We start from the raw sequence: 12,825 nt of genomic DNA on the forward strand, positions 1-12,825 counted from the left end.
GACCGGCCCATCATGTCAGCGACATGAAGAAACCGGTGGGGGGAAACCTCCACCGGTTTTTTTTATGTGTGATGCAGCCGTGGCGGCCATGCAAAGAAAAACCCCCGGAGGGAGAATTCCCCCCGGAGGTTCTGCTCCGTTCCAGCAGGAAGAAGGCTGGCGTCAGTCCTTGTGTGGCTCTTCGGAGAGCATCTCACGCTTGCCTTCCTTGCCGTTCCATTCCTCACGGTCGGCCGGGGGCGTGCCCTTCTGGCTCATGTTCGGCCAGATGGCTGAATATTTGGCATTGATCTCCATCCAGTCAGCGGCACGGGCATCACTGTCGGGGAAGATGGCTTCTGCCGGGCACTCAGGCTCGCACACGCCGCAGTCAATGCATTCATCAGGATTGATGACGAGGAAGTTCTCACCAGCGTAGAAGCAGTCAACGGGGCAGACTTCCACACAGTCCATGAACTTGCAGCGAACACAGTTTTCTGTGACCACATAGGCCATTATTGCCGTCTCCGGTTTGGTGTTGCAGGCCAGCCAAACGGCCCATTTCAAAGATTCCAGCACTGATATGCCGAAAGCGGAGGGCCTTTTGCAAGCCTATTGTCAGAAATTGGCCGTCTTTTCCTCGATCCGTTCATAAAGGAGGGCGGCCTCTCTGGCAGGACCACGTCGCTCTCCCAGCTGCATGACACGCCATACGCAGACCTCCCCCTGACGGTGGGGAGAGGCGAAGCTGACGATGTCTCCCAACCGGAGGCGGGCATGGGTCTTGTGGGTCCGCTGTCCGTTGATGCGAACCCGTCCCTTGCGGATGAAGGCGGCGCAGAGACCACGGGTTTTGGCCAGGCGGGTGTAATAGAGCCAGAGATCAAGTCGCTGTCCGTCCATCATGATGATCTGCCAGATGACCAGTTCCGGAGGGCTGCGAATGGTGAGTCGGCCTGCTTCTGGGCGGCTTTCCGTTCCCTGCGGCCAGCAGACGGTTTCTGTTGCCGGTTCCTGCGCCGTTCGGTGCCTTTCTGGCGGCCGGAAGGCCGTGTGTCCCTGCGGCCCGTCCGACCCAGAATGATGAGGGGCGAGGCGACGCCATACTGCCCGGTCGAAAGCGGCTGCGGCGCATGATGGGGAATGTTCAGGCTCTTGAGCAGGGCGGGCAGCAGGGCCGCCTTTATCCCGAGGGATGAAGCCAGTGTGTCGGGAGCCATGATATTGCGGCCGGGCTGTCTGCCATGAGGGCGAAGGGTGGAGAGCAGGGCATCCAGCCTGTCCAGACGGACATGCACGGGGCCGGCCTTTTCCCAGCCCGGCGGGGGGATGGGATGGCCATCGCTTGTGAGACAGATGCGGGCGGCATCGGGTGTGGCCTGCTGGCGGTCATGCCAGATGTTGTGCAGCAGGACCATCATCGGCAGGCAGGCCGGGCGAAACAGCTGCGGGCAGTAGACCTGCCGCCAGCCGATGCGAACCCCGCTGCGGTGCAGGCGTTTTCTCTCGGCAGGGGTAAGGGTGCGGTCTTCGGGCAGGGTAGGGGTGGTGCCGCCATCCTCCCGCAGGCGGTAATAGAGGCCACGCAGGGTGGGACTGTCCTGCAGCTTGTCTTCCAGACGGAAAAAGAATTCCAGAACGGTGCTGATCCGCTCCGTCATCAGGGCCTGAAGATGGGTCTGTACCTGTCGGCTCTGGTGGTTGTCCTGAAACTCACCGGGCAGAAGCTGGATGAGGGGGTGAAACAGGTCATCGCCCCGCACGAGGGTGGCAATGGGGGCACCTTCCCAGTGAATCTGCCTGTCATCGGTCAGGGTGAACCGGCTGATGTCCTGTGTGAGGAAATGGCGTATCCGGGCGGGCATGGCCTGCCGCAGGGCACGCCTGCCTGCCCGGCGCAGCAGGTCACCCTCCCGGCTGTCGGCGGGCGTGTCGATCTGCATGGTGAAGCCCACAATCTGCCCGACCTCGTGCCCTTCCACGATGATGCGGTTCTGGGGGGTGACGGCATGGAGAGCCTCGGAGGCCGCCCCGGGTTCAGGACGGCGGAGCAGGGCGGTGGCCCGCCTGTTGACGAAGCGTTCCTTCAGCCGTTCATGCAGCGTGTCGGAGAGGCGGTCCTCCACGGCACGGCAGCGTTCCTGCCACTGGCGGCTCTGGTGCATCCAGCCCGTCCGGGCAGCCACATAGGCGCAGACCCGCACGCCGGAGAGCCGGTGCATCAGTGTGTCCATGTCGCCATCCAGCCTGTCCAGCCCTCTCAGCTGGCCTTCCATCCACGCTGGAGGGATGCGGCGATGTTTCAGGAGGTCAAGGAACAGGCGGGCACAGAGGCGTGTATGGCTGCCATCGCCCAGCTTGCGGAAGTCCGGAATCTGGCAGACATCCCAGAGCAGTTCCGTTGCCCTGTGGCCACGGGCCACCTCCCGGATGTCGTCCATCTGCATGAGGCCGGTCAGGACATCCAGATCGGAGGCCGTACGCCCGGTGATCAGGCCGGGGCGGGGAGGCTTGCGCATCAGGCTGTTGAGAAGCGTCTCGGGCGAGGTGTAATCCAGAGCCGTCTGCCGCCAGTAGACGGCCTTGATGGCCTCGAACTCATGGTCTTCCACCGCCTTGACGAGCTGCTGGCTCATGGGCGGGCAGGAGGCCGTCGTGCCGAAGGTACCATCCCTCATGCCCCGGCCAGCCCGACCGGTGATCTGGGCGACTTCCTGCGGCGTGAGGGCACGGGAGTTCTGGCCGTCAAACTTGTGCAGGGCGGCGAGGGCGACATGGTCCACATCCATGTTCAGCCCCATTCCGATGGCGTCGGTAGCCACGAGATAGTCCACATCCCGGTTCTGGTAGAGGGCGACCTGTGCATTGCGGGTACGGGGGCTGAGACGGCCCATGATGATGGCACAGCCACCCCGTTTCTGCTGGATGGCCTCGGCAATGGCATATACCTCCGTGGCGGAGAAGGCCACGATGGCCGAGCGTGGTGGCAGACGGGTGAGGTTGACCGGCCCGATGTTCGTCAGCCGGGAGAGGCGTTCCCGGGTCTCGATCGTGATGCCGGGAACCAGCTGCCGGAGCAGCCCCCGGATGGTCTCAGCCCCCAGAAAGAGCGTTTCTCCCTTGCCACGGGCATGGAGGAGCCGGTCGGTGAAGATGTGGCCACGGTCCGGGTCTGCGGCGAGCTGGATCTCGTCAATGCCGACAAAATCCACCTTCCGGTCCAGCGGCATGGCCTCCACCGTGCAGGAGAACCAGCGGGCCCCCGGTGGAATGATTTTTTCTTCCCCTGTCAGCAGGGCGACATGGCGCTCGCCTTTCAGCTTCACAAGGCGCTCGTAATTCTCCCGGGCCAGCAGGCGGAGGGGAAAGCCGATGATGCCGCTCTGGTGCGCCATCATGCGGGTCAGGGCGTAATGGGTCTTGCCGGTGTTGGTGGGGCCAAGTACGGCATGGATCACCCCCGATTGCCGGGAAGTGGCTGGGGCAAAGGCTGGATGTGGTCCCGTCATGGCTGGAATGATCTTGCCTGAATCGGATAAAAGCAAGACATTCCATGCAGTTTTTCAGGAAGGCCAGAGTCACGCTCTGGATGATGGGACGGTATCCATATGTCTGACGCTCCGTTTTTGCCCCTCTGTACCTCTGGCGATGGTGGGGTGGCTCTCCCCCTCCATCTGGTCAAGGCAGGTGATGAGGCGACCCTTGCCCACCTGCTGGGGGAGCATGAGGCCTTCCTGCGGCAGCAGGGCTTCGAGGGGTGTGCGGGGCAGTTCACCTTCCTGCCGGGTGGTTCCGGTGTGGCCGGGGCCGTGTTCTGCGTGGAGGAGGGGCGAGGCCCCATGCCTTATGGTGCCCTGCCTGCTCATCTGAAGGAAGGATACTGGCAGCCGCAGCCTGAAGGGCAGGAGGACGCCGCTCACGACGCCATGCTGGAGGAGCTGGTTCTGGGGTTCTGCCTTGGGGCGTATGATTATTCGCTGAAGCATGAGGGAGGCAAAGACCAGAAGACGGGGCCAAAACTCTGCATTCCGGCCAGCCTCGGGAGAGAGGCCCGGATTCTGGCCCGGGCTGCCTGGCTGGGGCGGGACCTTATCAACATGCCTGCCAATCTCATGGGACCGGCGGAGCTGGCTACTGCTGCCCGCAGGATGCTGGAGGAGCGGAAGGTTGCGGTTGAGCTGGTGGAAGGTGAGGCTCTGGAGAAAGCCTATCCCTGTCTGGCGGCGGTGGGTGCCGGGTCGGACAGACCAGCCGTGGTCGTGATCGGCCGCCGGGATGGCCGGAGCAAGGATGCTCCCCGCCTGTCCCTCGTGGGGAAGGGCGTCTGCTTCGATACGGGCGGGTATGACATCAAGCCCGGCTCCTCCATGGCGAAGATGAAGAAGGACATGGGCGGGGCTGCCCTGATGCTGGCACTGGCCTGTGCCCTGCTGGATGCCGGAACCGACATTGCGCTGGAAATCCGCCTCGGCTGTGTGGAGAACAGCGTCTCCGGCCATGCCATGCGCCCGGGGGACGTGCTGACAACCCGAAGGGGGCTGCGTGTCGAGGTGGGCAACACGGATGCGGAGGGTCGTCTCGTTCTGGCAGACCTTCTGGCAGAGGCTGCCGAGAGCCAGCCTGACGTCCTGTTGGATGCGGCGACGCTGACGGGGGCCGCCCGTGTGGCTCTGGGGCCTGACCTGCCCGCCCTTTTCAGCAATGACGAGGAGCTGGCGGACCATATCCTGGCCTCCGGCAGGGAAGCTCACGACCCGCTCTGGCAGCTGCCGCTCTGGGCAGATTATGACGGCTGGATGGACAGCTCCATTGCGGACTGCAACAACCTGTCATCCCGCCCGATGGCCGGGGCGATCACGGCAGCCCTGTTCCTCCAGCGTTTCGTTCCGGAAGGGCAGAGATGGGCGCATGTGGATACCTATGCGTGGAATGACACGGCCCGGCCCGGTCGTCCCGCAGGCGGGGAGGTGCTGGCCCTGAGGGCACTTTTCCGTGCGTTCTCGGAAAGTTTCTGAAAAGAAACAATTTGTAATCTTGTGTGCAGCAACCTGTTTTTTCTTGCCTTTTGCAAGGGAAACGGGTTTTGGAATGGCTGCCTTGCGCTGAGAGTGCTTGTCATTTCGATGTGAAAACGTCACAGAATGGATAGTAGAATGAAATCCCTATACAGGTGCGTCTGATACCACAGCCGGAAGGCTTGCTGGGCCGGCAGGATGATAGGGTGTGTGAAACCGGGAAACGATGGGGCTTTTGTTATGAGTCGGAATGCTGATAATCGCATGCTTCAGTTGCTGCGTGATACGATCGTTTCCACAGTACGTGGTGAGGGGCCGGATCTTTCTGCCCGTCAGCTGGCTGTGTTTCTGAGCTGCTATCTGGAAGATGGCGCCCATACGGTGCGGGGCCTTGCCCAGTCTCTCAATGTGTCCAAACCAGCTATTACCCGTGCGCTGGACCGACTGAGCGAGCTTGATCTGGCCCGCCGCAAGGTGGACCCGCTGGACCGTCGTTCCATTCTTGTTCAGCGAACCCTGAAAGGCTCGGCCTATTTGCGGGACCTGCGTGGCGTGATGGAAGAAGCCTGCGCTGATGATGTGGTTGTCCGTGCGCCTGTTCTTTCATCCGTGGCGTCTCTCCAGACCCGTCGGGCTGGCTGATTTCTTGTCCGGGCCTGTCTCTTTTCTCGACCTGCCCGCCCAGCAGAGGCGTCTTGGGGCGGCCCTGCGGGAGCGGCTGGATCGGGTTCTGGCTCATTGCCGTTTCGTAATGGGGCCGGAAGTGGCGGAGCTGGAGGAGCGTCTGGCCCGTCATGGCGGTGCCAGACATGCTGTTGGCGTGTCCTCCGGGACGGATGCCCTGCTGATGGTTCTGATGGCGGAGGGCATTGGCCCCGGCATGGCGGTTTTTCTGCCAGCCTTTACCTACACGGCCACTGCGGAGGTGGTGCTTCTGCTGGGGGCGGTGCCAGTTTTTGTGGATGTGGACCCGCATACCTTCCAGATCAGTCTGCCATCTCTGGAGCAGCGTCTGGCGGATGTCCGGCAGGATGGTCGTCTGAAACCTGTAGCCATCATGGGGGTGGATCTGTTCGGGCAGCCAGCCCCATGGGATGAGCTGAACGATCTTGCCACCCGGGAAGGGCTTTTTCTTGTTGCGGACTGCGCCCAGTCTTTTGGCGCTTCTTACAGGGGGCGCCGGCTGGGGCATGAGGCCAGAGCCACGACTTTGTCCTTTTTCCCTTCCAAACCGTTGGGATGTTATGGCGATGGCGGGGCCGTCCTGACGGACGATGACGACAGGGCCGCACTTTATCGCTCTCTGAGAAGCCATGGGGAAGGGCCGCAGCGTTATGACGTGCAGCGCATCGGGCTGAATGCCCGGCTGGACAGTCTTCAGGCAGCTGTTCTGTTGGCCAAGATGGATGTTTTTGATGAGGAGCTGAAGAGGCGTGAGGCTGTGGCCTGTGCTTATGATGCTGGTCTGCCGTCGCTGGTCCGTCCGCCAGCACGGGTGCCGGAAAGCCAGAGCGCTTGGGCTGTCTATTGCGTGACCCTGCCATCCCGTGCCCTGCGGGACAGTCTGCGGGCCCGCCTTGCCGAGGCGGAAATCGCCACGGCCATCTATTATCCCATGCCGTTGCATCAGCAGCCAGCGTACCGGGCGGTGCATGATGGCGTTGCCCTGCCTGTGGCAGAGAGGATAGGAGAGCATGTGCTGGCCCTGCCGATCCATCCTGATCTTTCTGATGAGGCGGTTGCGCATGTGCTGGCTGTGACTGGAACATGGGCGGAGGAGCAGGATGAGCCGCAACAATAAGTTTCTTCTGGTTTTTGCGGTGGCGGTGATCGTGCCGGTCGTGCTGATCTGGACGGTGGCGTGGCCCATTCTGCGCCCCTGGTCCCTGCCGGACATTGCCCGTGGGACAGTGCAGGAAGCTGGAGAAGAGCGGAACCTCATGGCCGATGAGATCACGGCCATGAACCAGTGGTTGCACCAGCACCAGACAGGCTGGGGAATTTCTGGCGAGGTCCCCCCCAAGGATACACCGGCGGAGGCTGTTTATCAGCTTTCCAGTGCCGATGGTCAGGCCGTCATTCTGTCAGCCTGGCACTTCCGGCATGGTGCCGATGTGGTGGGTATCCAGACAAAGGCAGGTGGGGCGTACCGGATGCGTTCTTTCGAACGTGGGACACTCCATCTGCCTGATCTTCCCTGAGGGGAAAGTCGCTCATTTTTTGGGCGGAGAGGCTGAGCCATCCGTCTCCTTTTTTGTGCTGTCAGATTGTTCCTGCCTGTTTCTGGCCATTTCCAGCTGGGTCAGCTCACTGGTTTCCAGCTGGGTTTTTGTAGCATCCGCCAGTGGTGGAGTCGCCTTGTCAAACACGGCCAGCAGAGCGGCCGTGATGGGGGACGCCAGCACAAGCCCTGGCACACCAAGGATGGAGCCGAAAACACTCTGTGACAGGATGGCCAGAGCAGGCGGCATGTGAACGGCCCGCCGCTGGATGAGGGGGGCCAGGATGTTCCCTTCGCAGAACTGGATGATGCTGTAGAGAATGGCCACGAAGAAAGCCTCTCGTGTGCCGAGGGACAGGCTGATGAGCAGGGCGGGCACAGCCCCCAGGATGGCCCCGATATAGGGTATGAAGTTGCAGAGCCCGGCCACGACGCCCAGAGCAAGGGCCAGCGGAATGCCGATCAGATACAGGCCGAGGCCGGAGAAAAGACCGACAGCCAGCATGTCCAGAGCCTGTCCGGCGGTCCATGCCCAGAGAGTGTTGCCTGCACTGTAGAGGAGGTTGCGTGCGGTTTCCCGCTGGTTGGGCGGTACGAGCCGAAGAAAGCCGTTGATGTAGAGGGACGGGGAGACGGCAAAATAGAAGGCTGAAATCAGCACGACAAAGAGCGTACCAACCAGACCGAAAGCGCTGCCCAGCAGGCCGGTGACGGACCCGGCAAGACCAAAGCCAAAGCTGCTGAGGGGGGTTGTTGCATCATTGCCGCCCAGCGAGACGGGCAGGTGGTCCAGCACCATCTGCCCGATGGTTGTCTGGGAGAGATGCTGGTGCATGTCACCGGACTGTGCAACCAGGGCGTTCTTGAGGGCAATGAACTGTTCCCCGATGGCCGGGCCGTTGCTCCAGACCAGAGCCGTCATGATGCCAATGACAGCGAGGGCGACAAGGCTGACAGCAACCGGATAGGGAATGAATTTCATGTGTCGCCGCAGGATGCGGGCCAGCCCGTGCAGAACAATGGCCATCAGCGTGGCAGCAAACAGGACCGCCAGTACCTCGCCCATGAGCCAGATGGCCAGCATGATGAGGGAAAGCCATAACGTCAGGCGAATGATGCCGTAGATACGGTCCAGCGCATTGGCGGGAGTCTGCTGTGCCGCAGGAATGGGAGGGCGGCTGAAGAAAAAAGACATCGGGCGGGGCAGTTCCTGTGAGGGGCGGCGAAGATGACGAAAGAGATAATGTGGCTTATTTCACGGCAGGTCAATTTGTGGCTTTTTCAAGTTCATCCTGCGCTTCCAGCCAGTGCATTTCCGTTTCGTCCTGTTTCTGGCTGACGAGGGCGAGATCGCTGTTCAGCGTGGCAATATCTTCTGCACGGCTGGACTGATAAAGGTCTGGGTCGGCCAGTTTGGCTTCCAGCTGGGTTTTGGCTTTTTCCAGCCGTTCCAGCCGTGTTTCCAGATCACGGATCTTGCGGCGGAGTGGAGCGAGCTGGCGGGTCTGCTCCTTGCGCTGGGCACGCTGCTGGTTCCTGTCCGGCTGCGGGATGTCATCATCCGTGTCTTTCCGGGACCGGGCTGCCTGACGCTGGTTTTCCTGCGTGGCCTGTCTGGCCCGTTCGTCCAGCCATGTGCGGTAATCGTCCATGTCGCCGTCAAAAGGCGTGATCGTCCCGTTTTCGGCAATCCAGAGCTGGTCAGCGACGGATTCCACCAGATGGCTGTCATGGCTGATGAGAATGACGGCCCCTTCAAACTCACCGAGGGCACGGATGAGCGCATCACGGGCATCAAGGTCCAGATGGTTGGTCGGTTCGTCCAGCAGCAGCAGATGGGGAGCGTGGCGGGTGGCCAGAGCCAGAAGCAGGCGAGCTTTCTCGCCACCGGAGAGGTTGCTGACAGGGGTTTCCGCCCGTTCTGCATCCAGTCCGAAACGGGCCAGCTGGGCACGGACCTGTGGCGGGGTGGCCTCCTTCAGCGTATGGGCCATGTGCTGGACGGGGGTTTCATCCAGAACCAGCTCATCCGTCTGATGCTGGGCAAAATAGCCGACCCGCAGGCGGGAGGAGGCCTGCACCTCGCCGGACATGGGAGACAGCTGCCCTGCCAGAAGTTTGGCGAAGGTGGATTTGCCGTGCCCGTTGCGCCCCAGCAGGGCTATCCTGTCCTCACTGTCCAGCCGGAGGGAGAGGCGGCGCAGGATGGCCGTCTCACCATAGCCGACGGACACGTCATCCAGTTTCAGCATGGGGGGGGGCAGGGCACCGGGGGCCGGGAAGGAGAAATGGGTGGGGGTGTCCTCCACCACCGCATCAATCTGCGGGAGGCGGGCCAGAGCCTTCAGGCGGGACTGGGCCTGCTTGGCTTTCGTGGCCTTGGCCCGGAAGCGGGCCACGAAGGCCTCCATCTTCGCCCGCTGGTCCGCCAGCTTTTCGGCCTGCCGGTTCTGCTGGAGCCTCTGTTCCGTGCGTATCTGCACGAAGCGTTCATAGCCGCCGGGGGTGAGAGAGAGTTTTTTCTGGTCCAGATGGGCAATGGCCTGCACGCTGTTGTCCAGCAGCGCACGGTCATGGCTGACGATCAGGGCCGCACCGGGGAAGCGGGCCAGCCAGTTCTCCAGCCAGAGCGTGGCCTCGATGTCCAGATGGTTCGTCGGCTCGTCCAGCAGCAGGAGGTCGGGGGCCAGAAAGAGCGCACTGGCTAGGGCCACACGCATCCGCCATCCGCCCGAGAAATCATTGACGGGACGCTGCTGCGCCGCCTGATCGAATCCCAGACCCGCAAGAATGGTGCTGGCCCGGGCTGGCGCACTGTGGGCATCGATGGCGAGCAGGCGTTCATGCACGTCCGCCAGATGGGTCGGGTCTGTCGTGCTGTCGGCCTCTGCCAGAAGGCGGGTGCGTTCCTCATGGCTGTTCAGGACCGTGTCCAGAAGAGAGAGGTGGCCGGAGGGTGTTTCCTGCTTCACCCGGCCCATCGTGGCACGGCCGGAAAGGGTGATGCTGCCGCCATCGGGAGAGATGTCCCCGGCAATGGCGGCCAGAAGGGTGGATTTTCCTGCCCCGTTATGACCGATCAGCCCGATGCGCCGCCCGGGTTCGATGGTGAGGGAGGCCTGGTCGAGCAGGGTACGGCCTGCGATGCGCAAGGTAAGATCGGTAATGGAAAGCAGACTCACGCAGGCCCTCGGACGATGAAAATACGAAAAAAGATGCCCCGAACACTACCAGAAACAGGTTTTTTCCTCTAGGGGAGGCTGATTATAGACGTCTATTACTGAGGAGGGTCTTATGGCTCTGGAACGTACACTGTCCATCATCAAGCCTGATGCCACACGTCGCAACCTGACCGGCAAGGTGAATACTGTATTCGAGAATGCAGGCCTGCGCATCGTGGCCCAGAAGCGCATCCAGCTGACAGAGAAGCAGGCTGGTGCTTTCTACGAAGTCCACAAGGACCGCCCCTTCTTTGGTGAGCTGGTGTCCTTCATGTGCTCCGCTCCGGTGGTCGTGCAGGTTCTGGAGGGCGAGAATGCTGTTGCCCACCATCGTGACGTGATGGGTGCCACCAACCCGGCCGAAGCCGCAGAGGGAACCGTCCGCAAGCTTTATGCCCAGAGCATTGGCGAGAATTCCGTTCATGGCTCTGACAGCCTCGAGAATGCAAAGCGTGAGATTTCTTTCTTCTTTGCCGAGACGGAAATCCTGCCCTGATCCCTCTCTGAATGGAGAGCGGCATGGGGCATCGGCCCCTATAAGAAAGGGAGCCGGAGACGGCTCCCTTTTCTGTATCCAGCTGGTGGATCCTGTTCAGGAAATCTGCCGTCCCTCGATGAACCGGCGCAGTGTTTCCGGGTAGAGGCGGTGTTCCTGCTCCAGAACACGGGCTGCCAGAGTGTCAGCATCATCGCCGGGCAGGACGGGGACATGGGCCTGGGCCAGAATGGGGCCTTCATCCACACCATCCGTTACGAGATGGATGGTGCAGCCATGCTCCTTGGCCCCAGCCTTAAGGGCGGCCTCATGCGTATGCAGGCCGGGGAAGGCGGGCAGCAGGCTGGGATGGATGTTGATCATGCGGCCCTGCCACTGCTGGACAAGCCAGGGGGTCAGCACCCGCATGTAGCCTGCAAGGCAGATCAGCTTCGCACCAGAGGCCCGGACGGCCTCGTCCAGTGCCCGCTCATGAGCTTCACGATCCTTGCCGTATTCCTTGTGGGGAATGCAGAGTGTTTTTATTCCAGCCCTGCTGGCCGTTTCCAGCCCGGCCGCATCGGCCCGGTTGCTGAGGACAAGAACGATCTCGGCAGGAAAGTCTGGCCGGGCACAGGCTTCCATCAGGGCGACCATGTTGCTGCCACGACCGCTGATGAAAACGGCGATGGGGGTCTTCTTCACCATTGGTTCCTCAGCTCAGATTCAGCGGGGAGGTGAGGCGGAACGGCGTGCTGCTGCGGACGACACGGCCAATCAGCATGGCTTCTTCATCACGCTGTTCCAGCTCTGCCATGACCTTCTCCGGCTCGCTGGTGACCAGCACCATGCCGATGCCGCAGTTGAAGACCTTCAGCATTTCATCCTCGCTGACAGGTCCCTGTTCGGCAAGCCATGAGAAGATGCCGGGGATCGGCCAGCTCTGCCCGTCCACTTCCACACCCAGCCCTTCAGGCAGGACACGGGGCAGGTTCCCGGGCAGGCCGCCACCGGTGATATGGGCGCAGCCATTGATCAGCTTCTTCTCATGCAGGGCAAGGACGGTGCTGACATAGAGGCGTGTGGGCGTCAGGAAGGCTTCGGCCAGCGTCTGCTTCGGGGAGAAGGGGGCAGGGTCGTTCCAGCTCAGGCCGGAGGCTCCCACGATGTGGCGGACGAGGGAGAAGCCGTTGGAATGGACACCGGAGGATGGCAGGGCGATCAGGCTGTCGCCTTCATGGATGGTGGCGGGCAGCATGGCATCACGTTCCACGGCACCAACGCTGAAGCCTGCAAGGTCGTAATGGCCCTTGCCATAGAGTCCCGGCATTTCAGCCGTTTCACCCCCCACCAGGGCGCAGCCGCTTTCCTTGCAGGCGTTGGTAATGCCCTTGATGATCCGTTCCGCCACGGCGACGGAAAGGCTGCCCGTTGCCATGTAGTCTAGGAAGAAGAGCGGCTGGGCACCCTGCACGATCAGGTCATTGACGCACATGGCCACGAGGTCGATGCCGATCTCATCATGCAGGCCGCTTTCGATGGCGAGCAGGAGCTTCGTGCCCACACCATCCGTGCAGCTGACGAGCACGGGGTCTTTCAGGCCCGCTGCCTTGGGGTCGAACAGGGCACCGAACCCTCCAAGCCCGCCCATGACACCGGGGCGTGTCGTGGCCTTGGCCGCCGGCTTGATGGCATCGACCAAGGCATCTCCGGCTTCGATGTCCACACCGGCTGCGGCGTAACTGGCACTGGGGGAGGAGGATGTCTTGGTCATGGGGGTATGATGTCCCTGCTGGTTGATGCTGGTGCCTTTATAGAGCATCCTGCGTGAAGACGGAATGTGCAGGACTGTCAAATCATTTCGGTTTTGTGAAAGAATGGGAAACCTTCTGCTCCCCGATGACAGGGGCAGGC

General features: G+C 61.9%; 12 protein-coding genes. 5 read left to right on the forward strand and 7 right to left on the reverse strand.

The annotated features are described in order from the left end of the window. Window positions 1-162: 162 nt before the first annotated feature. The 3 genes from fdxA to J8Z04_RS06180 form a co-directional block, all read right to left on the reverse strand. The gene (gene fdxA / locus J8Z04_RS06170) at window positions 163-495 is read right to left on the reverse strand and encodes a ferredoxin FdxA (protein WP_043561359.1); all 333 of its coding nucleotides are present in this window, start codon (window positions 493-495) and stop codon (window positions 163-165) included. A gap of 102 nt (window positions 496-597) precedes the next feature. Next, entirely contained in the window at window positions 598-885 is a 288-nt protein-coding gene (locus J8Z04_RS06175) for an RNA-binding S4 domain-containing protein (protein ID WP_043560508.1), read from the reverse strand. Beyond that, complete coding sequence (locus J8Z04_RS06180; protein ID WP_232086319.1) at window positions 882-3,488, reverse strand: helicase-related protein; 2,607 nt, start codon at window positions 3,486-3,488, stop codon at window positions 882-884. The genes J8Z04_RS06175 and J8Z04_RS06180 overlap by 4 nt, the downstream gene beginning before the upstream one ends. A gap of 99 nt (window positions 3,489-3,587) precedes the next feature. On the opposite strand from J8Z04_RS06180, the gene J8Z04_RS06185 reads away from it, so the two are divergent. The 4 genes from J8Z04_RS06185 to J8Z04_RS06200 all read left to right on the forward strand — a co-directional run bounded on the left by J8Z04_RS06185 (window position 3,588) and on the right by J8Z04_RS06200 (window position 7,195). Next, window positions 3,588-4,994 (forward strand): leucyl aminopeptidase family protein, encoded by a 1,407-nt coding sequence (locus tag J8Z04_RS06185; RefSeq protein ID WP_192848069.1) that lies wholly within the window; start codon window positions 3,588-3,590, stop codon window positions 4,992-4,994. 240 nt (window positions 4,995-5,234) lie between these two features. After that, on the forward strand, window positions 5,235-5,636 hold the full coding sequence (locus tag J8Z04_RS06190) for a MarR family transcriptional regulator (RefSeq protein ID WP_043561353.1): 402 nt from the start codon (window positions 5,235-5,237) through the stop codon (window positions 5,634-5,636). 4 nt (window positions 5,637-5,640) lie between these two features. Further along, on the forward strand, window positions 5,641-6,795 hold the full coding sequence (locus J8Z04_RS06195; protein WP_227656582.1) for a DegT/DnrJ/EryC1/StrS family aminotransferase: 1,155 nt from the start codon (window positions 5,641-5,643) through the stop codon (window positions 6,793-6,795). Then, window positions 6,779-7,195, forward strand: a complete 417-nt coding sequence (locus J8Z04_RS06200; protein WP_043560501.1) for a hypothetical protein — start codon at window positions 6,779-6,781, stop codon at window positions 7,193-7,195. Before J8Z04_RS06195 ends, J8Z04_RS06200 begins: the two co-directional genes overlap by 17 nt. Window positions 7,196-7,207: 12 nt before the next feature. On the opposite strand, the gene J8Z04_RS06205 is transcribed toward J8Z04_RS06200, so the two are convergent. Both J8Z04_RS06205 and J8Z04_RS06210 read right to left on the reverse strand, forming a co-directional pair. After that, on the reverse strand, window positions 7,208-8,410 hold the full coding sequence (locus J8Z04_RS06205; protein WP_192848070.1) for an AI-2E family transporter: 1,203 nt from the start codon (window positions 8,408-8,410) through the stop codon (window positions 7,208-7,210). A gap of 70 nt (window positions 8,411-8,480) precedes the next feature. Beyond that, window positions 8,481-10,397 (reverse strand): ATP-binding cassette domain-containing protein, encoded by a 1,917-nt coding sequence (locus J8Z04_RS06210; protein WP_192848071.1) that lies wholly within the window; start codon window positions 10,395-10,397, stop codon window positions 8,481-8,483. 112 nt (window positions 10,398-10,509) lie between these two features. Between J8Z04_RS06210 and ndk the strand changes: the two genes are divergently transcribed. Further along, window positions 10,510-10,932, forward strand: a complete 423-nt coding sequence (gene ndk / locus J8Z04_RS06215) for a nucleoside-diphosphate kinase (protein ID WP_043560494.1) — start codon at window positions 10,510-10,512, stop codon at window positions 10,930-10,932. 96 nt (window positions 10,933-11,028) lie between these two features. Here ndk and purN read toward each other — a convergent pair whose 3' ends face one another. Beyond that, entirely contained in the window at window positions 11,029-11,619 is a 591-nt protein-coding gene (purN, locus tag J8Z04_RS06220) for a phosphoribosylglycinamide formyltransferase (protein WP_081563055.1), read from the reverse strand. A gap of 7 nt (window positions 11,620-11,626) precedes the next feature. Further along, a complete protein-coding gene (purM, locus tag J8Z04_RS06225; protein WP_192848072.1) occupies window positions 11,627-12,685 on the reverse strand; it encodes a phosphoribosylformylglycinamidine cyclo-ligase in 1,059 nt (352 codons plus the stop codon). Window positions 12,686-12,825: the final 140 nt, after the last annotated feature.

Source organism: Bombella apis, assembly GCF_018221685.1.
Lineage (GTDB): Bacteria > Pseudomonadota > Alphaproteobacteria > Acetobacterales > Acetobacteraceae > Bombella > Bombella apis.